Below are 24177 nucleotides of genomic sequence, written 5' to 3' on the forward strand. Positions count from 1 at the left end.
TTTGCTTGTGTCTTTGACGCTGTCGTTCAAGGCATGCGCACAGGCGCGAAGCTTCATAACGGCAACGCGATCCATTGGTCTGCCACGCGATGCACGCGAATCCGATGGTCGAACACCTGTTCGAGCGCAGCATGCGTCGCAGGATCGGAACAAGCACCGTGATGCGTCACCCGCCCCCGGTTCATCACCACCAGTTCGTCCGCAGCCAGCGCCATCGGCAGCTCGTGCAATACGCTGACCACGGTGCGACCTTGCGCGACCAGTTCGCGTGCCGTCTGCATCCAGTCGGCCTGATGGGGCGGATCGAGGTTGGCCAGCGGCTCGTCCATCAGCAGCAGTTCGGCCTCGACCGCCAACGCACGCGCCAGCAGCACGCGCTGTCGCTCACCTCCCGACAGCTGCCCCAGCGGACGGTCACGCCACTCCCAGGCCTGGGTGCTGCGCAGCGCACTTTCGACGGCAGCGCGATCAACCTCGCTCGGCGCGGCTAGCCAGCGCTGATGCGGCAAGCGGCCGAGCATGGCGACGTCATAGACCATCAGGTCGTCGGCGCTGCCTTCGCCCGTGCCGCTCTGGCCCAGCCAGGACAGGCGCCGCGCGCGCACGCGGGCCGGCACGGCCGCCTGCGCTTCGCCGAAGAGCCGCACTTCGCCGCGATGTGCGAGCAGACCTGCCAGCGCTTTCAACAACGTCGACTTGCCAGCGCCGTTCGGCCCGACGATGCTGGTCCAGCGGCCGGCCGCGAGCGACAGGTCGATGCTGTGCAGCACCTCGACCGACCCGAGCGTGGCGCTGAGGCCTTGCGCTTCGAGCGCGGCGGATGGGGTGCGGCTCACAGGCCACCGCCCTTCGCGCCGCGCCGGTGCATCAGCCACAGCAGGTAGCTGCCGCCGAGCACCGCCGTGAGAACGCCCACCGGCAGCTCCTGCGGTGCGATCAGCCAACGCGCCAGCAGGTCGGCCGCCATCAGCAGCAGGCCGCCCATCAGCGCCGACAGCACGATCAACCGCGCATGCGTGGTCTTGACCACCGAGCGCACCAGGTGCGGCGCGGCCAGACCGACAAAGGCGATCAGGCCGGTCTGCGCGACGGCGGCACCGGTCGCCAGCGCCAGCACCGCCACCAGCGCGGCGCGCATGGCGCCCAGCGGCAGGCCCAGGCTGCGCGCCGTGGCCTCGCCCAGCGCCAGGCCGTCGAGCACCGGCGCGAGCGCCCAGGCCAGCAGCAGGCAGGCCGCGCCGACCACCGCCATCACGCCGCAGGCGGCCCAGCCGACCAGCCCGGTGCTGCCGAGCACGAAGCCCTGCAGCGCCTGAAGAATGTCGGCCGAGGCGATGGTGATGAGGTCCTTGGCGGCGCCCAGCACCACGCCGACGATCACGCCCGCGAGCAGCAGCCGCAGGGTCTGTTGCACGCCGCGCGCCAGCGTGAGCGTGAGCAGCACCGCGGCCACGGCGCCGACAAAGGCCGCACCGGTGAGCCCCAGGCGCATCACCCATTGCGTGCTGGTGACGGAGCCGCCGAACAGCATCAGCGCCAGCGCCACGGCGAGCGACGCGCCCGAGGCGCTGCCCAGCAGGTACGGATCGGCCAGCGGGTTGCGAAACAGCCCCTGCGCCACCGCGCCCGCGAGCCCGAGCAGCGCGCCCGCCAGCCACGCGCCGAGGGTGCGCGGCAGGCGGATGTCCCAGACGATCTGCAGCGCCACCGGATCGTGCCGCGCGGACAGCAGGCTCTGGAATCCGGTGCTGCCGATGCCCAGGCCGAAGAGCATCAACGCCGCGCCCAGCACCAGCAGGCCGGCACCGAGCAGCAGCACGCGACGCAGGTGCGCGGAATGCATGCCGCTCACCGGCCCTTGTCCGTCAGGCACTGCGCCATCAGGCGCGCCGCCTCGTCCATGCGCGGGCCGGGGCGCACGACCACGTCGGTCTGCTCGGCGTCGAAGCGGCACACCCGCCCCTCGCGCACCGCGCGGATGCCGCCCCAGCCGGGCCGCTGCTCCAGCCCCATCGCGCTGCGCACGCTGACCATGATGAGGCCGGGGTTCGCGCGCACGACGAACTCGGGGTTGAGCTTGGGAAAGGGGCCGAGCGAGGCGGGCACGATGTTCTTCACGCCGAGCCGCGCGAGCGTCTCGCCGATGAAGGACGACTCGCCCGCCGCGTAAGGGCCGGTGTTGACCTCGAAGTACACGCGCAGGCCTTTGGCACTGGCGGGCAACGACTGCGCCGCGGCCGACACGGCCGCATCGATGGCGCGCCACACGACGGGCGCCTCGTGCGTGCCGAGCACCTGGTCGAGCGCGCCCAGCACGCGGCGCACGTCGGCGTGGCTCTTGGGTTCGAGCACGATCACCTTCAGGCCCAGTGCCTCGAGCCGCTGCGTGACGCGTGACGATCTGGCGAGCAGCACCACGTCGGGCTTGAGCGCGACGACGGCCTCGACGTTCGGGTCGATCCCGCCGCCGAGCTGCGGCAGCGCGCGCACCTGCGCGGGCGAGTTGGAATAGCGGTCGACGCCGATCAGGCGGTCGCAGGCGCCGAGAGCGCAGACGCCTTCGGTCAGCGACGGCAGCAGCGAGACGATGCGCTGCGGCGGCTGCGCCAGGTGCACGGTGACGCCGCGCTCATCGACCACGTCGATGGCCTGCGCAACCTGCGCGTACGCCACCAACGCAAGGCCGAGCGAGAGCGCGCGCAGCCAGGTCTTCACGGGTTCGAACCTCATGCGACGGGTGCCTTCAGCGTCAACGGCAGGCCGGCAACCATCAGCGTCGCGCGGTGGCAGGCAGCCGCCACATCCTGGTTCAGCCGACCGAGCACGTCGACGAAGGCGCGGGTCTCGCGGCCCAGCGGGATCACGCCCAGCCCGATCTCGTTGCCGACCAGAACCACCGGCCCGCGCGCCTCGCGCAGCGCGATGAGCAGCAACGTAGCGTGCGCCGAGGGCGTGCGCGTGACCACCGCGGCGCCTTCGGTGCGCAGCGGCATCAGCAGGTTGGTGAGCCACAGCGTGAGGCAGTCGACCACCACGAGCGTGTCGGGCGCGCTCTGCGTGACGATGGCCCGACCCAGCTCGATCGGCTCCTCGAGGGTCTGCAGGCCGGGCACGCGCTCGGCGCGGTCGGCCTGGTGGCGCGCGATGCGCTCGCGCATCTCGTCGTCGTGGGCCTGCGCGGTGGCGATCAGCACCGCGCGGCGCGATGCGGGCCCGGACGCCAACCAGTCGGCCGCGCGCTGTTCGGCGCGGCGCGACTTGCCGCTTTTCTGGCCGCCGAGGATGAATTCGTGCTCAATGAGGGGCATCGGAAGACGCCTGTGCGGCGTGGCTGTCGAGTTCGAGGGGCATGGCGCCGAAGAGCCGCGCGGTCGCTTCCGGGCTGGACGCGAACCACGCATGGAAATAGCTCGCGCGCACCGGCCCGTGCACGTACAGCGCCTCGCCACCGCGCGTGCCGACGGTGCGCGCGGCAGGCGCAAGCGGCGTCTCGCAGCGCGAGTAATGGAAGGTGTGGCCACGCAAGGCATGCGCGCCCAGGTCGAGCTGCTGCGGGCCCAGGCCGGCGAGCCGCTTCTGCATGACCGCCCGGCCCGGCAGCACGCCCCAGAGGCGGTGCACGTCGTGCGATTCGGCATCGTCGCGCGTGGCGAGTTCTTCGAACAGCGCCATCATGCCGCCGCACTCGGCCCAGATGGGCTTGCCGGTGGTCACGTGGTTCGCGAGCGACAGCCGCAGCCGGTCGCTGGCCGACAGCACTTCCGCGTGCAGCTCGGGATAGCCGCCGGGGAACCAGGCGGCGTCGCAAGGCGGCAGCGGCTCGTCGGCCAGCGGCGAGAAGAACGCGAGCCGCGCACCGAGGGCTTCGAGCACGTCGAGGTTGGCCGGGTAGATGAACGAGAACGCCGCGTCGCGCGCGATGGCGATGGTGCGACCGGCCAGCAGCGGCGCGATGGGTGCGGCGGCGCCGGGCTCGAAGCGCACCTGCGGCAGCTGATCGGGCGTGCGTTGACCGAGCGGCGTGGTGGCGAGCACGTCGGCCGCGGCGTCGAGCCGCTCCATCGCGTCGCCGAGTTCGGCCGCGCCGACCAGCCCCAGGTGGCGCTCGGGCAGCGCGAAGTCGGCGCTGCGCGGCAACGCGCCGAGCCAGTCGGCGGGCTCGCGCAAGGCGTCTTTCAGCATGTCGGCGTGGCGCTCGCCGGCCACGCGGTTGGCGAGCACGCCGGCCCAGGGCAGGCCCGGCTGGAAATTCTGCAGGCCGTAGGTTAGCGCGCCGAAGGTGCCGGTCATGGCGTGCGCGTCGATCACGGCGAGCACCGGCAGGCCCAGGCGCTCGGCCAGTTCGGCCGCGCTGGGCGTGCCGTCGAACAGGCCCATCACGCCTTCGACGATGACCAGGTCGGCCTCGCACGCGGCGGCATGCAGGCGCGCGCGGCAGTCGGCTTCGCCGGTCATCCACAGGTCCAGCGAATGCACCGGCGCACCGGTGGCCAGCGCGAGCCAGTGCGGATCGAGGAAGTCGGGCCCGCACTTGAAGGCCCGCACGCGGCGCCCCTGGCGCACGTGCAGCCGCGCCAGCGCGGCGGCGACCGTGGTCTTGCCCTGCCCCGAGGCCGGCGCGGCCACGAGCACCGCGGCGCAGGTAGCAGCGGCGCCAGTGGTCCCGGGCGAGGAACGGTGGGTGTTTACTGTGGTGTCCACTTGAGTCCGACGTACGCGGTGCGGCCCCCGGTGGCGTAGAGCCGTGCGAACTGGTAGTCCTTGTCGCCCGCATTGTCCACGCGTGCCACGAGGTTCAGGTCGCGCGTGATCTGCGTGCTGGCCGACAGGTTCAGCAGCGTGTAGCCGCCGAGCTTGACGGTGTTGGCGACATCGTCGAAGCGCTTGCCGGAGCTCTGGAGTTCAGCGCCCAGCGTCCAGCCGGCGATGCGCCAGTCGGCGCCCAGCGTGCCGTGCGCCCGTGCGCGGCGCGCCAGCAGGTTGTCGGTGGCGAGGTCGCGCGGGTCCTGGTAATCGAGCGACGCGCGCAAGGTGACGTCGCCGATGCGGTGGCCGCCCGTGAGCGTCACGCCTTGGTAGCGCGCACGCGCCGTGCTGGCGTAGCAGCCGAACGACGACTGGCAGCCCTTGGCGCTGCCGTCGAACACGATCAGGTTCTGCACGCGGTTGCGGTACAGCACGATGCCGGCTTGCGTGGCGCCGGCCGTGTACTGCAGGCCCAGTTCGACGTTGCGGCTCGATTCGGGCTGCAGGCTCGCCAGGCCGTACTCGCTGAAGCGCTGGTACAGCGTGGGCGCGCGGAACGCGGTGCCCGCCGACACGGTGGCGCGCAGGCTCGGCGTGATGGCGTAGCCGTAGGCGGCGCTGCCGGTGGTCTTGCCGCCGAACTCGCTGTCGTCGTCATGGCGCACATGCAGCTGCAGCGAATGCGGGCCCTTCACGTAGCCGTAGCCCAGTGCGGCGGCGTTCTGCGAGCGGTCGCGCGAGAACAGCTTGGCCGAGGTGGTCGGTGCGTTTTCGAGCGCATCTTCGCGGCGCTCGAGCGTGGCGGTCACCAGGTGCGCGCCGAAACGGAATTCGTTCTGGAACAGGTAGCCGCGCAGGCGGGTTTCGGTGCGGTAGAACGAAGGCTGGGTCTTGTAGACCGTTTGCGAATCGGTCACCTGCAGCCGGGTGCTGTAGATGTCGTTCCACTTGGCCGACCAGGTCAGGCCGGCGGTGCGCAGTTCGTTGGTCGACACGTCGTCGCGGAAGGTGATCGGCGGCCGGGTGCGAAAACTCACCGGCGGGTCGTAGGCCGCCTCGGTGTTGCTGGTGAGCAAGGTGGCGTCGAGACGCTGGTCGGGCGTGATCTGGAAGCCCAGCTTCAGGTTGCCCGAGGTGCTGCGGTAGCCGTCACGGTCGGGATTGGTGAAGCCGTCTTTCGAGGGCGTGCGCTTGGCGATCGGCTGGATGTTGAAGCCCTTGCTTTCTTCATGCGACACGCCGAACGAGTAGTCGAGCAGGCCCGACTTGCCGCTCACGCCGCCTTCGATCTTGCGCAGGCCGTGGCTGCCGAAGCCGATGCCGGCGTAGGGCGACACGCCCTCCTCGCCGCGCCTGGTGAAGAGCTGGATCACGCCGCCCACGGCGTCCGAGCCGTAGACCGCGGCGGCGGGGCCTCGCAGCACTTCGATGCGGTCGATCTGCGCGAGCGGAATGCCTTCCCAGCCGGCACCGCCGGTCGATTGCGAATCGATGCGCACGCCGTCGAGGTAGACCGCGGTGAAGCGCGATTCGGCGCCGCGGATGAACACGCTGGTGGCGTTGCCCACGCCGCCGCTGCGCGAGATCTCCATGCCGGGCAGGCGCGCCAGCACGTCGGCCACGCCGGTCGCGCCGCTGCGCTCGATGGCTTGGCGGTCGACGATGGAGACGTCGCCCACCAGGTCCGACAGCGCCTGCGGCGTGCGGTTGGCGGTGACGACGGTCTCGTCGAGCATGGCAGATGCGGTTGCTGCGGCTTGCGCTTGCACGGCCAGCGGCACCAGGGCCAGGCCGCCGAAGGCCGAGGCCAGGGCGAGCGTGAGCGGCAGGCGCGCGGGACGATTGCGGCGCACGCTGGCACGGCCGCTGGAGAGGGAAACACAGGAAATCATGGAGTGAACCGAACGAACGTCTATGCCCTGGCCGGCTTCCCCGCCGGCGCCATGGGCGTCATGGCTACCGATGCGGCAGCCGCCTTGTTGGCCGGTATCCGGGCTGGCAGATCGCCCCTTGCCGCCTTCCCAGGCGCCTGTTTCAGAGCGCCCAGTGGCTGGATGGAAAGGGGTGACGCCTTGCGGCGTCGTCTGCTTGACCGTTGCGGGGGCAGCGCAGGCGGCTTCGACCCCGGGGGGCGTCCACTCCTGCTTCCCGTTGAACTGCGCCGTGCGAACCACGCCGCGAGCACCAACGGGCGGGATTTTAGGGTGAATCGGCATTCAGACGGGCCCACGGGGCAGGCACGCCACACTGCGTTTGATCGCGGGCGGCGCAGGCCCCAGAATCTCGGCCACGTCTGGCGTGCGCCCGCGCGGTGCGCCGGACCTTCCGAATTTCCGGGAAACTACAATCGCCAACCATGCCCGCCTCCAGCCCCATCGACCAGATCGCCGAGCGTGTGGAACGCCTGCTCGTGCGTCACGAAGAGGTGCAGCGCACCAATGCGCTGTTGCAGGAACAGGTCGATGCGCTCACGCGTGAACGCGACGGCCTGAAGTCGCGGCTCGCCGCGGCCCGCACCCGCCTCGATGCCCTGCTCGAACGGCTGCCGGCCGAACCCCCTTCCGAAGATTCCCATCACGCATGAAGCAGATTGAAGTACAGATCATGGGCCAGAGCTATTTGCTCGGCTGTCCCGACGGCGGCGAGGCCCAACTGCGCGAGGCCGTCGACCGCGTGGACGCGGCCATGTGCAAGATCCGCGATGCAGGCAAGGTGAAGGCCCGCGATCGCATCGCCGTGCTCGCCTCGCTGAACCTGGCTTTCGATCTCGCAGCCCAGCAGGCCGCTGCTGCCGCCGCACCGGCGCCTGTTGCCGCCCCGCGCGCCGAAGAAAGTGCTGGCGACGCCGACCCGCAGGCCGCCCAGCTCATTCAGAGACTCGATCAAGCCCTGGCGGGCGATGGACATTTGCTCTGAAGGCACGCGGCGCGGCGCAGACGGGGCGTAAAATCCACTCCGTCTGCAGACGTGTCGGGCTTAATATTTCCTTGTTCCAATGCTCTCCGGAGCCGGGCTTGGTACATCGCTCGACGGGCGTGATCATCTCGCGTCAGATGAACCCGAAGTCTTGCTGCCCTCGCCCACCTGAACCCTGGTTCAGGATGCGGGTCCGGCACACCATCTGCAGACACCTTTTCTCGCCACGGCCCCCTGCTTCACCGCACGGGGCCGTTGCTTTTTCAGCCGCTCCCTTTCCCCTCATCCGCCTGTGAACTTCACCGCCCTGCTCGACCCGCTCCTGATCGCCGAACTCGCCGCGCTCGGCCTGGGCACCGGTTTCCTCGCGGGCCTCTTGGGCATCGGCGGCGGCATGCTGATGGTGCCGTTCATCACGATCATCATGGGCCAGCGCGGCGTGCCGGCCGACCTGGCGGTGAAGATGGCGATCGCGACCTCGATGGCGACGATCATCTTCACGTCGGTATCGAGCGTGCGCGCGCACCACCAGCGCGGCGCGGTGCGCTGGGACATCGTGCAGCGCCTGGCGCCCGGCATCGTGATCGGCAGCCTCGCGGGCAGCCTGGGCGTGTTCGCGCTGCTCAAGGGCACGGCGCTGGCCATCTTCTTCGCGCTGTTCGTGGGCTTCTCGGCCACGCAGATGTTCCTCGACAAGAAGCCCAAGCCGGCACGCCAGATGCCGGGCACCGGCGGCCAGTTGGCGGCGGGCGGCGTCATCGGCTTCATCTCGGGCCTGGTCGGCGCGGGCGGTGGCTTCATCAGCGTGCCGTTCATGACCTGGTGCAACGTCGCGATCCACAACGCGGTGGCGACCAGCGCGGCGCTGGGCTTTCCGATCGCGGTGGCCAACGTGCTGGGCTATGTGCTCAGCGGCCAGTCGGTCCAGGGCCTGCCGGCCGGCGCCTTCGGCTACATCTGGCTGCCCGCGCTCGTGGTGATCGCGGCCTGCAGCGTGTTCACCGCCCCGCTGGGCGCGAAGGCCGCACACAGCCTGCCGGTGAAGAAGCTCAAGCGCGTGTTCGCGAGCATCCTGTACCTGCTGGCCGCCTACATGCTCTGGAAGGGCCTGCGCGGCTGAGGCATATCAAAGACTCCCCGGCTTTCCTGTGCCATCCTATGCAGCACTTGTTCATCGTCGTAGAAGGAAAGCCATGAAAATTCTCATCGCAGTCGACGGCAGCGCCTACACGCAAAAAGCCCTCAACTACCTGCTGACCCACCGCACCATGTTCGTGGACAGCCATGAACTGGTGGTGGTGAACGTCTGCACCGGCATCTCCGGACACGTGGCACGACACCTCAGCAAGGAAATCGTTGCCGATTACTACGCCGAGGAAAACGCCAAGGTGCTCGACCCGGTGAAGGCCTGGTTCGCCGAGAAGGGCATCGCCAACTTCACCGCCGACGCGCGCCACGGTCACGCGGCCGAGGAAATCCTCAAGTCGGCCACCGAATCGAAGGCCGAGCTGATCGTGCTCGGCACGCACGGCCACGGCATCCTGGGCCGCGCGCTGATGGGTTCGGTCGCGACCAAGGTCGTGGCCGAGACCGACATCTCGGTGCTGCTGGTCCAGTAGTAAGAAGACCAGTCAACCCGGCAACGGCCGATGCGCCGTGGCCGCGGTCATTGCGGCGAGCGCTGCTGCCGCCATTCGCGCGGCGAACATCCGAAGCGCTCGCGAAACGCGCGGCTGAAATGCGCCGCGTCGTTGAACCCCCTCCCGTACGCGATCTCTCCCACGGGCCGCCCTGCCAGGCGCGGCTCCAGCAGGTCGCGGCTGCATGCGTCGAGCCGGCGCTCCCAGATGTACTGCGCGGGCGTCAGCGGCTCGCTCTTGAACACGCGGTGGATGTGGCTCACCGACATGCCCAGCTGCGCCGCCAGCGTGCCCACCGACAGCGTCGGATCGGCCAGTTGCTCGTCGATGCGCTGCTTCACGCGCGCGAGGTGGTACGCCGTGAGCTTGCTGAGCGCCGGTGCGTGCGCGGCGGGCAGCGTCTGCAGGCCGGCCACGAGGATGTTCTGCACGCCATGGGCCACCGCCAGCGCCGAGGCCGGCTGCAGCGCGTCGAAGTCCTCGCGCAGCGTGCGGATCATGCCCAGCAGCAGGTGCCCCGCGCCCTCGCGCCCTGACACCGTGGTGGCCGTGAGCGCTTCGGTGTCGCGCAGTTCGCTGCGCAGCCGCTCGCCGGGCAGCTTGAGCACGATCTGCTCGAAGGGCTGGTCGAACAGCAGCTGGTAAGGCCGCGTGCTGTCGTACAGCGCGAAGTCGCCGGCGCCGAGCACGGCGTCGCGCCCGTCCTGGCGCACCACGCCCTGCCCGCGCGCCTGGATGCTCACGAGAAAACAGTCGTCGCTCGACGCAGCGATGTGGCCCGGCGTGCGCATCACCTTCTGCGCCCGCGAGGTCACGACCGACATGCCGAGGCCGGGCAGTGCGTGCTGGCGGATGCTGCCCTCGAAGTCGCCGCCGTCGCCGGTGCGCACCGCATCGCATTCGAGCTGCACGTAGACGTTGCAGATCATGTCGGTCCAGTACGCGAGCCGCTGGTCGCGCGGGACGGCAGCGGTGCTGAGCAAGGGGGTCATTGGGGTCCTCGGAAGGCCTTCGCAAGGCACATGCAACGCTGGAACAAGAACGCCGCCAATCCGGGTCAAGGCGTTCCGGCGGCGCGAATTTACGCTTCATGCAACCCGCATGCCACCGCGCAAACCCGGTGCGCACAGTGGGGATTTTGTTACGTTCATTGCCCCCTGGAGAACACCCCATGCCGACCACCGTCCACCCCAAGCTCCGCGTCGCCGCCGTGCAGGCCGCGCCTGTTTTCCTCGACCTCGACGCCACCATCGACAAGACCATCGACCTCATGGCGCAGGCCGCGAAACAGGGCGTGCAGCTCATCGCCTTTCCCGAGACCTGGGTACCGGGCTACCCGTGGTGGGTCTGGCTCGATTCGCCGGCCTGGGGCATGCAGTTCGTGCAGCGCTACCACGACAACTCGCTGGTTATCGGCTCGCCCGAGTTCGAACGCCTGCAGGCGGCGACGCGCCAGCACAAGATCTGGCTGTCGCTCGGCTACAGCGAGAAAGCGGCGGGCAGCCTGTACATCGCGCAGGCGCTGATCGACGACCAGGGCCGCACGGTGCAGACGCGCCGCAAGCTCAAGCCCACGCACGTGGAACGCACCGTGTTCGGCGAAGGCGACGGCGCCGACCTGCACGTGGTCCAGACGCCGCTGGGCAACATCGGCTCGCTGTGCTGCTGGGAACACCTGCAGCCACTGAGCAAGTACGCGATGTACGCGCAGAACGAGCAGATCCACTGCGGCGCATGGCCGAGCTTCTCGCTCTATCGCGGCGCGGCCTACGCGCTGGGCCACGAGGTCAACAACGCCGCGAGCCAGGTGTATGCGGTCGAGGGCGGCTGCTTCGTCATCGCGCCCTGCGCCACGGTGTCGAAGGCCATGAGCGAGCTGATGTGCACCGACGACGGCAAGCGGCAGATGCTGGGCGTCGGCGGCGGGCATGCGCGCATCTACGGCCCGGACGGTTCGCCACTGGGCACGCCGCTGGCCGAAGACGCCGAAGGCCTGGTGGTCGCCGACATCGACCTCGGCATGATCGCGCTCGCCAAGGCTGCGGCCGATCCGAGCGGTCACTATTCACGGCCCGACGTCACGCAGCTGCTGCTAAACAAGACGCGACGCACGCCCGTGGTGGTGCAGCTCACGCCGGAGCCCGAGGGCAGCGTGCCCGAGCCGATCGCAGCCTGAACCGACGGAGCCGCCTCATGGAATCGGCCATTCCCGAACACCTGTGCTGCCCGCGCACGCGCGAGCGCCGCATGGGCGACGACTACACCCCGCCCTACCCCGGCTGGTCGGCGCGCGCGCCCGTGGCGACGCAGCAGGTCGTGATGGGCTACTTCGGCGTGCAGTCGCGCGGGCCGGCGATGCAGGGCCGTGCCTGCGCCGCGCTCATGAAAATAGCCCGCGACTTCGCCCTGCCCGACGGCCCCGGCCACCACGACCTGACGCACTGCGTCGACGCCAACGGCTTCGACAACATGATCGCCATCGCCTACTGGCCCGACGCGGCGGCGTTCGCGCGCTGGTGTGCCACGCCCGCCATCGAAGCCTGGTGGAACGCCGACGAGCGCTTGCATGAAGGCCTCGGCTACTTCCGCGAAATCGCATCCCCGCGTGCGGCGCACTTCGAGACCCTGTTCAGCACGCCAGACCGCCTCGAGGGCATCGGCGTGGTGATGGGTGGTGTGAGCGGCGAACTGCAGGAGCACGGCTACTGGGGGTCGATGCGCGATCGACTCCCGCTCGCGCAGGCCGACGCGCTCGCGCCTTCGGGCACGCGCGCGGTGATCGCCGGTACGCCTGCACCGGGCCAGCGCGTGCGCATCGCGGGCCACACGCACCTCGCGATGATCCGTTCGGGCCAAGAATGGACCGAGACCACCGGCCAGGAACGCCAGCGCTACCTGGAAGACATGGCCCCGGTGCTGCGCCAAGGCATGGACTTCCTGCGCGACCAGGGCCTGCCCATCGGTTGCTACAGCAACCGGTTCATGCACCACCTCGACGCGCACGGCGCACCGCTGCAGAAGTCCTTCGGCCTGAGCTACTGGCGCTCGCTGGCCGACATGGAGCACTGGGCCGAGTCGCACCCGACGCACGTCGCGATCTTCGGCAGCTTCATGCGCTACGTGCAGGCGCTGAACTTCGAGCTGCGCCTGCGCCTGTACCACGAGGTGTCGGTGCTCCAGGCCGACGAGCAAAGCTACGAGTACATCAACTGCCACGCGCGCAGCGGGCTGATGAACGGGCTCGCACCCGCCGCCTGAAGCCCGGGCGCGCGGCGGAGCTCAGGCGGCGAACAGCCCCTTGTGCTCGGCGCGCAGCAGCGCCTTCTGCACCTTGCCCATCGTGTTGCGCGGCAGTTCCGGCACGACGAAGCAGCGCTTCGGGATCTTGAAGTTCGCCAGCTTGGCCTTGAGCTCGGCCACGATGGCGTCGGCGTCGATCGTGGCGCCGCCCTTGGGGATCACGATGGCCACGCCCACTTCGCCGAAGTCGGGGTGCGGCACGCCGATGACGGCGCTTTCGGCCACGCCGGCCATCTCGTTGATGTAGCCCTCGATCTCGGCCGGGTACACGTTGTAGCCGCCGCTGATGATCAGGTCCTTGCTGCGCCCGACGATGGTGATGTAGCCGCGCGCATCGATCTTGCCCACGTCGCCGGTCTTGAAGAAACCGTCGGCGGTGAACTCTTCCTTGGTCTTCTCGGGCATGCGCCAGTAGCCCGCGAACACGTTGGGGCCCTTCACCTGGATGCCGCCGATTTCGTCGACCGGCAGGTCCTTGCCCTCGTCGTCGCGCACGCGCAGCTGCACGCCGGGCAGCGCGAAGCCGACGGTGCCGCCGCGACGCTCCCCCTTCTTCGGGTCGTACGGGTTGGACGTGAGCATGGCGGTCTCGCTCATGCCGTAGCGCTCCAGGATCGTGTGGCCGGTGCGCTCACGCCACTCGTCGAAAGTCTCGATGAGCAGCGGCGCCGAGCCTGCGACGAACAGGCGCATGTTGCGCACTGCCTCGCGCGTGAGGCCCGGCTCGGCCAGCAGGCGCACGTAGAGCGTGGGCACGCCCATGAACACGGTGGCCTCGGGCAGCTTGGCGACGATGCGCCTGGGGTCGAACTTCGAGAACCACAGGATCTTGCTGCCGTTGAGCAGCGCACCGTGCAGCGCCACGAACAGGCCGTGCACGTGAAAGATGGGCAGCGCGTGGATCAGCACATCGCCCTTCGTCCAGCCCCAGTAGTCCTTGAGCACTTCGGCGTTCGACAGCAGGTTGCGGTGCGTGAGCATCGCGCCCTTGCTGCGGCCCGTGGTGCCGCTGGTGTACAGGATGGCCGCCAGGTCATCCGGCTTCTTGGCAGCGACGGTATGGCGGTCGCTGCAGCGCGCCGCGGCGTTGAGCAGCGTGCCGGTGCGGTCGTCGTCCAGCGTGAACACATGGCGCGTGCCGGCCGCTTCGGCAATGGGGCGCACCCAGGCCGCATTGCGGCCGGTGCACACGACCACGGCGGGCTCGGCGTTGCCGATGAAGTACTCGATCTCGGCGCTCTGGTAGGCCGTGTTGAGCGGCAAGAACACGTAGCCCGCGCGCAGGGTCGCGAGATACAGCAGCATGGCTTCGACCGATTTCTCGACCTGCACGGCGACCCGCGCGCCCTTCTCGAGCTTCAGGCCGTCGAGCAGGTTGGCGATCATCGCGCTGGCGCGGTCGAGGTCGCGCCACGAATAGTGCAGGCCGTTGTCGGTCTCGACTGCGATGGCGTCGAGATCGGCAGGAAAGGCCGCGCGCAAGGCTGCGAACAGGTTGGCGTTGGGAGGAGAGGCTTTCTTCTTCATCGGACAGCTCGGGAAGTCAAAAATTCGGGGTGCGCTTGGCCAGGAAGGCATCGATGCCTTCGCGGTGCTCGGGAGAGTTCGCGTAGTCGTAGGCCGTGGCCAGCAATTGCTGCGCCGCGGCCCCGCCCGCTTTCAGCGCGGTGAAGGTGGCCTTGTGCAGGCGCGCGGCCTGCGGCGACAGCGCCGCGATGCGCGCCGCATGCGCCTGCGCGGCGGCCGGCACCTCGGCGTCGGGCAGCACGTGCAGGAGAAAGCCCGCGTCGTACAGCCGCTGCGCGCCATGCACGCCGGCGGCCAGCAGCATGTCGCGCGCCAGCGCGTCGCCGATGGCGCCATGCACCAGCGCGGCTTCGCGCGGCGCCATCGGAAAGCCCAGCTTCGCGATCGGCGCGCCGAACTTCGACGACGCACCGGCCAGGCGGATGTCGCAGCAGCTGGCCATCTCGACGCCCGCGCCCATGCAGGCGCCTTCGATCTGCGCCACCAGCGGCAGCGGGCAGTCGAGCATCGCCTGCAACGCGGCCCACACTTCGTTCTCGTGGAATTCGCGCAGGCTCGCCTCGTCGAAGCGGAACGAGGGGTACTCGGAGATGTCGCCGCCCGCGCAGAAGGCACCGCCCTCCCCGCGCACGACGACGCAGCGCAGCGCGGCGTCACCGTGCAGGCCGTCGAACACCGCGCGCAGCTCGCGCCACATGGTGCGCGTCATCGCGTTGAGGCGCCCCGGGTTCGACAGCGTGACGAACGCCACGGCGCCATCGCGGCGCAGCGAGACCTGCCGCTCGCTCATTCGAGCTTGGCGCCCGAGGCCTTCACGACGGTGGCCCATCGCTTGATCTCGGCGTTGACGAAGCGGCCGTAGGCGGCGTTCGTGACGTTCGGAATCTCTGAACCGTTCTGGGCCCAGATGGCCTTGAGTTCGTCGGTGGCGAGCGCCTTCTTCATCGTGTCGATGATCTGCGTCTGCGCTTCGGCCGGCGCGCCCTTGGGCGCCCACAGGCCGTACCAGGTGGTGACGGTGTAGTCGGTCAGGCCCACTTCGGCGGCGCAGGGCACGTCGGGGAAGGCGGGGTTGCGCTTGGCACCGGCGACCATGAGCGCCTTGATGCGGCCGGCCTTGATGTGCTGCGCGGAAGAACCCAGGCCGTCGAACATCAGGTCGACATTGCCCGCGATCAGGTCGGACAGCGCGGGCCCCGCGCCGCGGTACGGGATGTGCGTGATGAAGGTGCCGGTCTGCAGCTTGAACAGTTCGCCCGCGAGGTGGTGCGAGGTGCCCGAGCCGGCCGATCCGTAGTTGAGCTTGCCGGGGTTGCGCTTGACCGTGGCGATCAGCTCCTGGATGGTCGCGGCCTGCACCCGCTTCGGGTTGACCACCACCACCTGCGGCACGTTGGCCAGCAGCATCAGGGGCACGAAGTCTTTTTCGAGGTCGTAGTCGAGCTTGGGGTAGATCGACGGTGCAATCGCGTGATGCACGGCGCCCATGAAGAGCGAGTAGCCGTCGGCCGGCAGCTTGGCCGCGATGCTCGCACCCACGGTGCCGCCGGCACCGCCGCGGTTGTCGATGACCAGCGTCTGGCCTGCCGCACGCGAGAACTGGGCCGACAGCGGGCGCGCGAAGGCGTCGGTGCCTCCGCCGGCCGGGAACGGCACCACCATGGTCACCGGCTTGGTCGGCCAGCCTTGGGCATGTACACCACCGCAAAGGGCCACGGCCCCTGCAGCGGCGGCCGCGCGCAGAACATCGCGTCGTTGAAAACTCTGTTGCGTCATCTGTCTTGTCTCCTGTCGTCGTTGTGGAAATTGCCGCCCTCCGGCGGTCAAGGTGCGGGCCGCAGCGCTGCCACGGCGAAGCGAACGGACTCAGCCTTTTTTGAGGAACAGGCCTTCGATATCTCCCGAAACTGCGATCTTGCCTTCGGCCAGCCAGGTGCGATGGCGGTCCAGGCGCTTGAGGTCGTACAGGTAATTGACCATGAGTCCGTACGACTGCTTGAGTCCCTTGGCCGACGGATCGCCGGCCCAGTTGAGCCGCTCGACGCGCGCGCCGTTGCCCAGGTGGAAGCGCGCCACCGGGTCGGCCGGCGTGCCGTCGACCAGCGTGCGGCCCAGGTACTCGGCCGCAGCCTGCAGCAACCACTGGCGCAGCGGCGACTTGGCGTCGAGTTCCGCTGCCGCATCGACCGCGGCCAGCAGGCGCTCGACCGTGGGCGGCACCGAGCCGACGAGACGGCCCAGCTCGGCTTGGCGCTTCTCGTCCACGCGCGGGAGCAGCTCGGCGGCGTTCTTGGCGAGCCAGGTGCGCAGGCCCGGAATGGGCGACAGCGTGGCGAAAGTCTTCAGGCGCGGCAGCTCGTCCTGCAGGGTCTCGACCACGCGCTTGATGAGCGAATCGCCGAAGCTCACGCCACGCAGGCCGGTCTGCGTGTTGCTGATCGAATAGAAGATCGCGGTGGTCGCCTTGGCCGGCTGCACGGGCACGGCGGCCTCGTCGAGCAGCGGCACGATGCCTTCGCTGATGCGGTCGACCAGCGCCACCTCGACAAAGATCAGCGGCTCGTTCGGCAAGCGCGGATGGAAGAACCCGTAGCAGCGCCGGTCGCTGTCGTCGAGCCTGTTCTTCACGTCGGACCAGCTCTTGATGTCGTGCACCGCCTCGTAGCGGATGAGCTTCTCGATCAGCGACGCGGGCGAGTTCCAGTCGATGCGGCGCAGCTCGAGGAAGGCCACGTCGAACCAGGTGGAGAACAGCTGCTCCAGTTCGGCCTCGAGCGAGAGCAGGCGCTTGTCGGACTTCAGGCACGGCAACAGGTCGGCGCGCAAGTCGACCAGAAAGCGCATGCCACCGGGCTCCACCGCGAAGCGCTGCAGCAGCCGCATGCGCGGCGACACCAGCGCGCGGCGCAGGCGCAACTCGGCCTGCCCTTCGTCAGGCGTACCGACGGCGGCCTGGTGCTGGTCGCGCGCGCTCTTGAGCTTGCCCGCGTCGGCGGCGAAATGCTCGCTCATGAGGGCCCAGTAGTCGCGGCGCTCTTCGGGCGAAGCGGCGGCGTAGGCCTGCGCGATGGCATGGGCGCGGCGGCCGCCCTCGACCTCGCTCACGCGCGGATCAATCACGGCCTGCAGCTCGGCGAGCACGCGGCGCAGCATGCGCGGCGACAACGCCTCGTCGGCCTTGCGCAGCGTGGCCTGCAGCCGCTCGACGGTGGTGCGGGCGCTGGGCTTGGGCGCGTGGCGAGTTGGGCCCTTCGTGGCGCCGTGGCTCGCCACGGGAACCTTGGACGATTCGCCCATGCGCAGGCGCGCCTGGAACCACTCGGTCGCACTCATCGATCTGCTCCTGTGCCGTTGGCTGTGCCGGGGATGGTGGTGCGTGTCACGGCATCACCCTGGATTTCTGCTGTTGCATCACTTCGCGCAGCGCCTCGCGCTGGCGTGTCATGTGGGTGCGCATCGCGGCGTCGGCGCCTTCGCTGTCGCGTGCCTTGAGCGCGGCGAACACGGCCAGATGCTCCGACAGGCTCTGGTCGAGCCGTCCCGGCGCGTGCAGCTGCTGCAGGCGCGCGAGCTTCAGGATCTTGCGCAAGTCGCCGATCACCTGCGCCAGCCACTTGTTGTCGGCGAGCTTGATGATCGCCTCGTGAATGATGTGGTTGGTGGCGTAGTAGTCGTTGATGCGCCGTGCCCTGGCGTGGCGCACCAGGCGCTCGTGCAGCGCGTCGAGTTCGTTCAGCTCGGCGTCGCTGGCGTTGCGCGCGGCCTCGTAGGCGCAGCGGCCTTCGAGCAAGGCGATGACCGGAAAGATCTCGTCGAGGTCGCGCTCCGTCACCTCGTTCACGAAGCAGCCACGGCGCGGCTCGTGGCGCAGCAGCCCTTCGGCCGTGAGCACCTTCAGTGCTTCGCGCAGCGGCGTGCGCGAAATCGACAGCCGCTCGCACAGCGCAGCCTCGTCCACGAAACTGCCGGGCGCCAGCGTGCCGTCGAAGATCTGCTCGCGCAGCGTGGCGGCAACTTCGTGGTGGAGGGAATTGGGGACCAGGCGCATGCGTTCGAGACTTTGGGAGTCGGTGGCGTTTCGCGTAATTTCCTGTAATTACGCGTAATTGTGAGCGTCCCAATAGCGCCACGCAAGGGCTGCCCCCAGTCCTTGCGGCCCGGACTTACCCTGAGACAGACGAAAAAAGCGGCGCGCCTCCGAAGGTGCTGCGCCGCGATGTGCAGGTAACCGCGCGGTCAGGCGCGCGCGGTGCTTCCCGCCTTCCCTGCCCGGCCGAACCAGAACCACAGCGCGATACCGGCAATCACCATCGGCACGCTGAGCCACTGTCCCTGGCTCAGGCTGAGCGCGCGCAGCCCCAGAAAATCGTCGGGCTCACGGAAGTACTCGGCCACGAAGCGCAGCACGCCGTAACCGATGAGGAACACGGCGGCCACCTGCCCCTGCTTGCGCTCCTTGCGCGCATAGAGCCACATCACCACGAACAGCAGCAGCCCTTCGAGCAGGAACTGGTAGACCTGCGACGGATGGCGCGGCAGCGTCGATCCGCTTTGCGGAAACACCATGCCCCAAGGCAGGTCGGGACTGCTGAAGCGGCCCCACAACTCACCGTTGATGAAATTGCCCACGCGACCTGCCGCCAGCCCGGTCGGCACGCAGGGCGCAACGAAGTCCATCACCTGCCAGAACGGCCGTGCGCGCGAACGCGCGAACCACACCATGGCCCCGATCACGCCGAGGAGGCCGCCGTGGAAGCTCATGCCGCCCTGCCACACGTAGAGGATCTCGAGCGGGTGCGTGAGGTAGTACTCGGGCTTGTAGAACAGGCAGTAGCCGAGCCGGCCGCCGACGATCACGCCCATGACGCCGAGGAACAGGATGTCCTCGATGTCCTTGCGTTGCCACACGCCGGCCGTGGCCAGCGAGCGGAACGGCTCGTGGCGCAGGCGGCGCGTGCCGAGAAAATAGAACAGCGCGAAGGCCGCCAGGTAGGTCAGGCCGTACCAGTGAATGGCCACCGGCCCCAGCTGCAAGGCGACGGGATTGATCTGCGGATACATGAGCATCCGACGATTGTGCCGTGGCGCAATGACGCCGCCGGCACGGGGACATTCAGGGCAACGTCAGCGCCCGAACTTCCACCACAGCAATCCCGCCACCAAAGCAGGCACCGCGAAGACGAACAGAAAGATCGGCAGCTCCTCGGCCACCGAGTACCCGGCCTTCAGCACGCCCACGGCCATGTTGATGCCCGCGCCGATGAACCACGCCGGAATGAACCATTTGGCCGCCACGGCCAGCGCCAGTGACGAGCCGTCGCCCATGAAGCGACCGGCCAGAAGAAACACCACGAGCAGCGCGAAGCCGCCGCTCATCACCATGATTGTGTGCATCTGCCTTGTCCCTTTGAAAGCATCGTGCCGGATGGGGCCGGATCAGCGCGTGGTGTAGCCGCCGTTGGCGAAGATCGTCTGGCCCGTGATCCACCAGCCCTCGGTGACCAGGAAGCGCACGATGGGCGCGATGTCCTCGATGTCCGTGAGCCCCTTCTTCGAGTACTTGCTGAGCGCGGCGGCGCTGCTGTGGTACGCCACGGCCTCGGGGCTTTCCTGGCCGTAGAAGAACGGCGTGTCCATCGGGCCCGGGCCGATCGCATTCACCGAAATGCCGCGTTCGCCGAACTCCTTGGAGGCTGCACGCGTGAAGTGCTCGACCGCCGCCTTGGCCCCTGGGTAGATCGCATAGAACGGCGTGTAGGCCGCGAGCAGCGAGCTCACCAGCGTCACGATGCTGCCGCCGTCGGCGAGCGTGCGGCCGGCCTGCTGGATGAAGAAAAAGGCCGCCTTGGCATTGGCGTCGAAGCTCTTGTCGTAGTCGGCCTCGGTGGTGTCGAGGATCGGCTTCTTGATCACCACGCCCGCCGTGTTGATCGCCAGGTCGACCTGTCCGAAGTGCTTCACGGCCTGGTCGAACAGGGTCACGTTGTTCTCGACCACCGCGAGGTCGCCCTGCACCAGCAGCGTATCGGCGCCCTTGGCCTTCAGCGCGGCGGCGGTCTGCTCGGCCTCGGCGCGCGAGCTGTCGCTGTTGTAGTGGATGGCGATGCCGCGGGCGCCGCCGTCGACCAGCAGATGGGCGATGAGGGCACCGAGGTTCTTGCCACCGCCGGCGATGACGGCGACCTTGTTCGTGAGCGTGCGTGCGGACATGGATGGATTCCTGTGAAAAGGGTGGATGTGTGACGGGAAGCCTCAGTCTATTGATGGGAACTACCAAGATAAAGCGACCGGATGGCTCTAGACTGTTCAAAAAATCACAAACAATCGAGGCAATACAGCCACTCCCGCCATGGACCGCATCGACCTGCTCAAGGTTTTCCTCAGCGTGGCCGAGACCGGCAGCTTCACCCGCGCGGCCGACCGCCTCGTGCTGCCGCGCGCCGCCATTTCCACGGCGGTGCAGCAGCTCGAAGCGCGGCTGGGCTCGCGCCTCCTGCACCGGACCACGCGACGCGTCGGCCTCACGCCCGACGGCGAAGCGCTGCTGGAGCGCGCCCGCGCGCTCGTCGCCGACATGGAGGACATCGAGCAGCAGTTTTTGCCGGCGCACAGCCCTGTGAGCGGGCGGCTCAAGGTCGATGTGCCAAGCCGCATCGCGCGGCTGCTCATCGCACCGGCGCTGCCCGATTTCTTCACGCGCTTTGCGGCCGTCGAGCTCGAGTTGGGGTCGAGCGACCGCGCCGTCGACCTGGTGCTCGAAGGCATCGATTGCGCCTTGCGCGTCGGACCCTTGGCCAGCAGCAGCCTGGTGGCGCGACCGCTGGGGCACTTCACGCTCATCAACTGCGCCAGCCCCGCGTACCTCGCGCGCCACGGCACGCCGCGCACGCCGGCGGATCTACCGGAACACATCGCTGTGAACTACGCCTCGCCGACCAGCGGCCGCGCCGCGCCGTGGGAATGGCAGCGCGACGGCGAAACCCTGACGCTGCGCATGTACAGCCGGGTGACGGCGAACAATGCCGAGACCTACATCGCGTGTGCGCTGGCCGGCTTGGGGCTGATCCAGATTCCCGCTTACGACGTGCGCGCGCACCTGGCAGCAGGCGAGCTGGTCGAGGTGCTGCCCGACGCGCGCGCCGAGCCGCTGCCGGTGCACCTCGTGGTTCCGCACCGGCGCAACCTGTCGCGGCGCGTGCAGGCTTTCGCCGGCTGGCTCGACACGGTGTTGACCACCTCGCTCGATGCGCCCCCTCCCTCACCCGCTGGCCGGGCGTCGCGCGGCCCCTGAGTCTTCAGGCCGGCACGCGCCCCGCCCGCTCGCGCACGAAGGCCACGAAGCGCGCCAGCGCCGGATGCGACGCCTGAGCGGGCCACACGAGGCTGGTCTCGCAGACCGGCAGCGTCACGCGGCGGCGGCCCACGCCCTTGAACTCGTGGACCTGCCGGTAGACCACGCCCGCGCGCCGGAACTGCATCACGCTGTGCGGCACCCAGGCCGCGCCGATGCCGCCCGACACGAGGTTGACGATGGTCTGCATCTGGATCGCCTCCTGTGCCACCTGCGGCGTGCGTCCGGCCGCGTGGTAGAGGCCAAAGATCGCGTCGTGCAGCGAGGGCACGATGCGGCGTGGAAAGATCACCAGCGGCTCGTCCAGAACGTCGGCCAGCGGCACCGGCCACGCCCCGGCCAGCCGGTGCTGCGCGGGCAGCGCGAGCACCAGCGGCTCCACCTCGACCGGCAGGCAGGCCAGCCCCGGCGGTGCGGCGCCCGGCGAATGCAGCATCAGGCCCGCATCGATCTCGTCGCGCGCGAAGGCTTCGAGCTGCACGTCGCCGGTGGCTTCGACCAATTCCAGCGCCACCTCGGGGCACAGTACGCGGAATTCGCGCACCCAGGCCGGCAGCTGCTCGAACCCGACCGTCGAGACGAAGGCGATGCGCACGCGCCCCACCTGCCCCGCCGCGGCCGCGCGCGCCCGCGCCGGAAGCGCCTGGGCGCGCGCCAGCAGCTCGCGCACGTCGGGCAGCAGCGCCTCGCCCGCCGGCGTGAGGGCCACGCGGCGGCGCGTGCGGTCGAACAGCACCACACCCAGCGTTTTCTCGAGCTGGGCGATGGCTTGCGTGACCGGCGGCTGCGTCATGTGCAGCCGCTGGGCGGCGCGGCCGAAGTGCAGTTCCTCGGCCACGGCCACGAACTGGCGCCAAGCGCGCAGGTCGATGAGGGCATCATTCATAGGCCAAGCATATCAATCCACGCTTCAAATTGGATTGGAACCAATCAATCAGAAGTCCGATACTTGACGCTTCCCCCTCACGATCTCCCCACGACAGAAGAGACACCATGGACACCAAGCCGATCCAGATCAACCGCCGCAGCGCCAACATCGTCGAAGGCAAGAGCCGCGCCCCCAACCGCTCGATGTTCTATGCCATGGGCTACGAAGAGAGCGACTTCAAGAAGCCGATGGTCGGCGTCGCCAACGGCCACAGCACCATCACGCCCTGCAACTCGGGCCTGCAGAAGCTGGCCGACGCGGCCATCGCGGGCATCGAGGAAGCAGGCGGCAACGCCCAGGTGTTCGGCACGCCCACCATCTCCGACGGCATGGCCATGGGCACCGAGGGCATGAAGTACTCGCTGGTGAGTCGCGAGGTCATCTCCGACTGCATCGAGACCTGCGTCGGCGGCCAGTGGATGGACGGCGTGCTGGTGGTCGGTGGCTGCGACAAGAACATGCCCGGCGGCCTCATGGGCATGCTGCGCGCCAACGTGCCCGCCATCTACGTCTACGGCGGCACCATCCTGCCGGGCCGCTACAAGGGTCAGGACCTGAACATCGTGAGCGTGTTCGAAGCCGTGGGCCAGAACGCCGCCGGCAACATGAGCGACGAAGACCTGCACGAGATCGAGAAGCGCGCCATTCCCGGCACCGGCTCGTGCGGCGGCATGTACACGGCCAACACGATGTCGAGCGCGTTCGAGGCGCTGGGCATCTCGCTGCCCTACTCGTCGACCATGGCGAACCCGCACGACGAAAAGGCCAACTCGGCCAAGGAATCGGCCAAGGTGCTGATCGAGGCCATCAAGAAGGACCTGAAGCCGCGCGACATCGTGACCAAGAAGGCCATCGAGAACGCCGTGGCCGTGATCATGGCCACCGGCGGCTCGACCAACGCGGTGCTGCATTTCCTGGCCATCGCGCACACGGCGGGCGTCGAATGGTCGATCGACGACTTCGAGCGCATCCGCAAGAAAGTGCCCGTGATCTGCGACCTGAAGCCCTCGGGCAAGTACCTCGCGGTCGACCTGCACCAGGCCGGCGGCATCCCGCAAGTGATGAAGGTGCTGCTGAACGCGGGCCTGCTGCACGGCGACTGCATCACCATCACCGGCCAGACCATCGCCGAAGTGCTGAAAGACGTGCCCGACGTGCCGCGCGCCGACCAGGACGTGATCCGCCCGATCGACAAGCCGATGTACGACGAAGGCCACCTGGCCATCCTGAAGGGCAACCTGTCGCCCGAAGGCGCGGTCGCCAAGATCACCGGCCTGAAGAACCCGGTCATCACCGGCCCGGCCCGCGTGTTCGACGACGAGCAGTCGGCGCTCAAGGCCATCCTGGACGGCAAGATCAAGGCCGGCGACGTGATGGTGCTGCGCTACCTCGGCCCCAAGGGCGGCCCGGGCATGCCGGAAATGCTGGCGCCCACGGGTGCGCTGATCGGTGCGGGCCTCGGCGAAAGCGTCGGCCTCATCACCGACGGCCGCTTTTCGGGTGGCACCTGGGGCATGGTGGTGGGCCACGTTGCGCCCGAAGCGGCAGCGGGCGGCACGATCGCGTTCGTCAACGAAGGCGACTCGATCACCATCGACGCGCACAAGCTGGTGCTCGAACTCAATGTGCCCGAAGCGGAGCTCGCCAAGCGCCGCGAAGGCTGGAAGGCCCCGGCCCCGCGCTACACGCGCGGCGTGCAGGCCAAGTTCGCGTACAACGCCTCGAGCGCGAGCTCGGGGGCGGTGCTCGACAAGTTCTGAGACACGGCA

24 protein-coding genes and 1 riboswitch are annotated in these 24177 nt (G+C 68.9%); of the genes, 8 read left to right on the forward strand and 16 right to left on the reverse strand.

Translation table 11 applies throughout. The features are described from left to right. Positions 1-53: 53 nt before the first annotated feature. From ASD34_RS21185 to ASD34_RS21210, 6 genes are read right to left on the reverse strand one after another with little or no spacing between them, the layout of a single operon-like run. Positions 54-836: an ABC transporter ATP-binding protein gene (locus tag ASD34_RS21185; RefSeq protein ID WP_056581464.1), complete on the reverse strand. Its 783-nt coding sequence runs from the start codon at positions 834-836 to the stop codon at positions 54-56. Beyond that, a complete protein-coding gene (locus ASD34_RS21190) occupies positions 833-1843 on the reverse strand; it encodes a FecCD family ABC transporter permease (RefSeq protein ID WP_056582596.1) in 1011 nt (336 codons plus the stop codon). The genes ASD34_RS21185 and ASD34_RS21190 overlap by 4 nt, the downstream gene beginning before the upstream one ends. 5 nt (positions 1844-1848) lie before the next feature. Further along, positions 1849-2730, reverse strand: coding sequence for an ABC transporter substrate-binding protein (locus ASD34_RS21195; protein WP_056581467.1), 882 nt, complete (start codon positions 2728-2730; stop codon positions 1849-1851). Further along, positions 2727-3308: a bifunctional adenosylcobinamide kinase/adenosylcobinamide-phosphate guanylyltransferase gene (locus tag ASD34_RS21200; protein WP_056581470.1), complete on the reverse strand. Its 582-nt coding sequence runs from the start codon at positions 3306-3308 to the stop codon at positions 2727-2729. Before ASD34_RS21200 ends, ASD34_RS21195 begins: the two co-directional genes overlap by 4 nt. Continuing rightward, positions 3295-4701, reverse strand: a complete 1407-nt coding sequence (locus ASD34_RS21205; protein WP_056581474.1) for a cobyrinate a,c-diamide synthase — start codon at positions 4699-4701, stop codon at positions 3295-3297. The genes ASD34_RS21200 and ASD34_RS21205 overlap by 14 nt, the downstream gene beginning before the upstream one ends. Continuing rightward, positions 4686-6638 carry a TonB-dependent receptor domain-containing protein gene (locus ASD34_RS21210; RefSeq protein ID WP_056581476.1) on the reverse strand — a complete coding sequence of 651 codons (1953 nt, stop codon included), beginning with the start codon at positions 6636-6638 and terminating at the stop codon, positions 4686-4688. The genes ASD34_RS21205 and ASD34_RS21210 overlap by 16 nt, the downstream gene beginning before the upstream one ends. Before the next feature lie 71 nt (positions 6639-6709). Next, a riboswitch (cobalamin riboswitch) is annotated at positions 6710-6950 on the reverse strand. A 152-nt stretch (positions 6951-7102) separates the two neighbouring features. On the opposite strand from ASD34_RS21210, the gene ASD34_RS21215 reads away from it, so the two are divergent. The 4 genes from ASD34_RS21215 (at position 7103) to ASD34_RS21230 (ending at position 9281) form a co-directional block, all read left to right on the forward strand. Continuing rightward, a complete protein-coding gene (locus tag ASD34_RS21215) occupies positions 7103-7330 on the forward strand; it encodes a hypothetical protein (RefSeq protein WP_056581479.1) in 228 nt (75 codons plus the stop codon). Next, on the forward strand, positions 7327-7662 hold the full coding sequence (locus tag ASD34_RS21220) for a cell division protein ZapA (protein ID WP_056581481.1): 336 nt from the start codon (positions 7327-7329) through the stop codon (positions 7660-7662). The genes ASD34_RS21215 and ASD34_RS21220 overlap by 4 nt, the downstream gene beginning before the upstream one ends. Before the next feature lie 292 nt (positions 7663-7954). Beyond that, positions 7955-8782, forward strand: a complete 828-nt coding sequence (locus tag ASD34_RS21225) for a sulfite exporter TauE/SafE family protein (RefSeq protein ID WP_056581483.1) — start codon at positions 7955-7957, stop codon at positions 8780-8782. Between the two features lie 73 nt (positions 8783-8855). Next, entirely contained in the window at positions 8856-9281 is a 426-nt protein-coding gene (locus ASD34_RS21230) for a universal stress protein (RefSeq protein WP_056581486.1), read from the forward strand. 47 nt (positions 9282-9328) lie between these two features. On the opposite strand, the gene ASD34_RS21235 is transcribed toward ASD34_RS21230, so the two are convergent. Then, complete coding sequence (locus ASD34_RS21235) at positions 9329-10294, reverse strand: helix-turn-helix domain-containing protein (RefSeq protein WP_056581489.1); 966 nt, start codon at positions 10292-10294, stop codon at positions 9329-9331. A gap of 179 nt (positions 10295-10473) precedes the next feature. Here ASD34_RS21235 and ASD34_RS21240 point away from each other — a divergent pair, with 179 nt between their 5' ends. Further along, positions 10474-11478, forward strand: coding sequence for a carbon-nitrogen hydrolase family protein (locus ASD34_RS21240; protein WP_056581492.1), 1005 nt, complete (start codon positions 10474-10476; stop codon positions 11476-11478). A gap of 17 nt (positions 11479-11495) precedes the next feature. Beyond that, entirely contained in the window at positions 11496-12560 is a 1065-nt protein-coding gene (locus ASD34_RS21245; protein WP_056581495.1) for a phenylacetaldoxime dehydratase family protein, read from the forward strand. A 21-nt stretch (positions 12561-12581) separates the two neighbouring features. On the opposite strand, the gene ASD34_RS21250 is transcribed toward ASD34_RS21245, so the two are convergent. The 8 genes from ASD34_RS21250 to ASD34_RS21285 form a co-directional block, all read right to left on the reverse strand. Then, a complete protein-coding gene (locus ASD34_RS21250; RefSeq protein WP_056581498.1) occupies positions 12582-14129 on the reverse strand; it encodes a malonate--CoA ligase in 1548 nt (515 codons plus the stop codon). Positions 14130-14145: 16 nt separating this feature from the next. Next, positions 14146-14919: an enoyl-CoA hydratase/isomerase family protein gene (locus tag ASD34_RS21255; protein ID WP_056581502.1), complete on the reverse strand. Its 774-nt coding sequence runs from the start codon at positions 14917-14919 to the stop codon at positions 14146-14148. Beyond that, on the reverse strand, positions 14916-15905 hold the full coding sequence (locus ASD34_RS21260) for a Bug family tripartite tricarboxylate transporter substrate binding protein (RefSeq protein ID WP_056581504.1): 990 nt from the start codon (positions 15903-15905) through the stop codon (positions 14916-14918). Before ASD34_RS21260 ends, ASD34_RS21255 begins: the two co-directional genes overlap by 4 nt. Before the next feature lie 90 nt (positions 15906-15995). Further along, on the reverse strand, positions 15996-17462 hold the full coding sequence (locus tag ASD34_RS21265; protein ID WP_056581507.1) for a malonyl-CoA decarboxylase: 1467 nt from the start codon (positions 17460-17462) through the stop codon (positions 15996-15998). A 46-nt stretch (positions 17463-17508) separates the two neighbouring features. Further along, positions 17509-18177, reverse strand: a complete 669-nt coding sequence (locus ASD34_RS21270; RefSeq protein WP_056581512.1) for a GntR family transcriptional regulator — start codon at positions 18175-18177, stop codon at positions 17509-17511. Positions 18178-18365: 188 nt separating this feature from the next. Next, positions 18366-19196 (reverse strand): prolipoprotein diacylglyceryl transferase, encoded by an 831-nt coding sequence (lgt, locus tag ASD34_RS21275; protein ID WP_056581515.1) that lies wholly within the window; start codon positions 19194-19196, stop codon positions 18366-18368. Between the two features lie 57 nt (positions 19197-19253). Further along, positions 19254-19523: a hypothetical protein gene (locus tag ASD34_RS21280; protein WP_056581518.1), complete on the reverse strand. Its 270-nt coding sequence runs from the start codon at positions 19521-19523 to the stop codon at positions 19254-19256. Positions 19524-19565: 42 nt separating this feature from the next. Further along, entirely contained in the window at positions 19566-20339 is a 774-nt protein-coding gene (locus ASD34_RS21285; RefSeq protein WP_056581521.1) for an SDR family oxidoreductase, read from the reverse strand. Between the two features lie 139 nt (positions 20340-20478). Between ASD34_RS21285 and ASD34_RS21290 the strand changes: the two genes are divergently transcribed. Next, on the forward strand, positions 20479-21420 hold the full coding sequence (locus ASD34_RS21290) for a LysR family transcriptional regulator (RefSeq protein ID WP_056581528.1): 942 nt from the start codon (positions 20479-20481) through the stop codon (positions 21418-21420). 4 nt (positions 21421-21424) lie between these two features. Here ASD34_RS21290 and ASD34_RS21295 read toward each other — a convergent pair whose 3' ends face one another. Further along, entirely contained in the window at positions 21425-22366 is a 942-nt protein-coding gene (locus ASD34_RS21295; RefSeq protein WP_056581529.1) for a LysR family transcriptional regulator, read from the reverse strand. A gap of 107 nt (positions 22367-22473) precedes the next feature. Between ASD34_RS21295 and ilvD the strand changes: the two genes are divergently transcribed. Continuing rightward, entirely contained in the window at positions 22474-24168 is a 1695-nt protein-coding gene (gene ilvD, locus ASD34_RS21300) for a dihydroxy-acid dehydratase (RefSeq protein ID WP_056581530.1), read from the forward strand. The last annotated feature ends 9 nt before the right edge of the window (positions 24169-24177 follow it).

It is taken from the genome of Variovorax sp. Root473, from assembly GCF_001426505.1.
Taxonomy (GTDB): Bacteria; Pseudomonadota; Gammaproteobacteria; order Burkholderiales; family Burkholderiaceae_C; genus Variovorax.

Bases quoted from the DNA above. Each gene is read 5' to 3' on its own strand.
- ASD34_RS21240 (WP_056581492.1), top strand. From the start codon at position 10,474: ATGCCGACCACCGTCCACCCCAAGCTCCGCGTCGCCGCCGTGCAGGCC.
- ASD34_RS21245 (WP_056581495.1), top strand. From the start codon at position 11,496: ATGGAATCGGCCATTCCCGAACACCTGTGCTGCCCGCGCACGCGCGAG.
- ASD34_RS21265 (WP_056581507.1), bottom strand. From the start codon at position 17,462: ATGAGTGCGACCGAGTGGTTCCAGGCGCGCCTGCGCATGGGCGAATCG.
- lgt (WP_056581515.1), bottom strand. From the start codon at position 19,196: ATGCTCATGTATCCGCAGATCAATCCCGTCGCCTTGCAGCTGGGGCCG.
- ASD34_RS21235 (WP_056581489.1), bottom strand. From the start codon at position 10,294: ATGACCCCCTTGCTCAGCACCGCTGCCGTCCCGCGCGACCAGCGGCTC.
- ASD34_RS21290 (WP_056581528.1), top strand. From the start codon at position 20,479: ATGGACCGCATCGACCTGCTCAAGGTTTTCCTCAGCGTGGCCGAGACC.
- ASD34_RS21230 (WP_056581486.1), top strand. From the start codon at position 8,856: ATGAAAATTCTCATCGCAGTCGACGGCAGCGCCTACACGCAAAAAGCC.
- ASD34_RS21280 (WP_056581518.1), bottom strand. From the start codon at position 19,523: ATGCACACAATCATGGTGATGAGCGGCGGCTTCGCGCTGCTCGTGGTG.
- ASD34_RS21260 (WP_056581504.1), bottom strand. From the start codon at position 15,905: ATGACGCAACAGAGTTTTCAACGACGCGATGTTCTGCGCGCGGCCGCC.
- ASD34_RS21195 (WP_056581467.1), bottom strand. From the start codon at position 2,730: ATGAGGTTCGAACCCGTGAAGACCTGGCTGCGCGCGCTCTCGCTCGGC.
- ASD34_RS21215 (WP_056581479.1), top strand. From the start codon at position 7,103: ATGCCCGCCTCCAGCCCCATCGACCAGATCGCCGAGCGTGTGGAACGC.
- ilvD (WP_056581530.1), top strand. From the start codon at position 22,474: ATGGACACCAAGCCGATCCAGATCAACCGCCGCAGCGCCAACATCGTC.
- ASD34_RS21200 (WP_056581470.1), bottom strand. From the start codon at position 3,308: ATGCCCCTCATTGAGCACGAATTCATCCTCGGCGGCCAGAAAAGCGGC.
- ASD34_RS21250 (WP_056581498.1), bottom strand. From the start codon at position 14,129: ATGAAGAAGAAAGCCTCTCCTCCCAACGCCAACCTGTTCGCAGCCTTG.
- ASD34_RS21210 (WP_056581476.1), bottom strand. From the start codon at position 6,638: ATGATTTCCTGTGTTTCCCTCTCCAGCGGCCGTGCCAGCGTGCGCCGC.
- ASD34_RS21255 (WP_056581502.1), bottom strand. From the start codon at position 14,919: ATGAGCGAGCGGCAGGTCTCGCTGCGCCGCGATGGCGCCGTGGCGTTC.
- ASD34_RS21270 (WP_056581512.1), bottom strand. From the start codon at position 18,177: ATGCGCCTGGTCCCCAATTCCCTCCACCACGAAGTTGCCGCCACGCTG.
- ASD34_RS21295 (WP_056581529.1), bottom strand. From the start codon at position 22,366: ATGAATGATGCCCTCATCGACCTGCGCGCTTGGCGCCAGTTCGTGGCC.
- ASD34_RS21220 (WP_056581481.1), top strand. From the start codon at position 7,327: ATGAAGCAGATTGAAGTACAGATCATGGGCCAGAGCTATTTGCTCGGC.
- ASD34_RS21190 (WP_056582596.1), bottom strand. From the start codon at position 1,843: ATGCATTCCGCGCACCTGCGTCGCGTGCTGCTGCTCGGTGCCGGCCTG.
- ASD34_RS21285 (WP_056581521.1), bottom strand. From the start codon at position 20,339: ATGTCCGCACGCACGCTCACGAACAAGGTCGCCGTCATCGCCGGCGGT.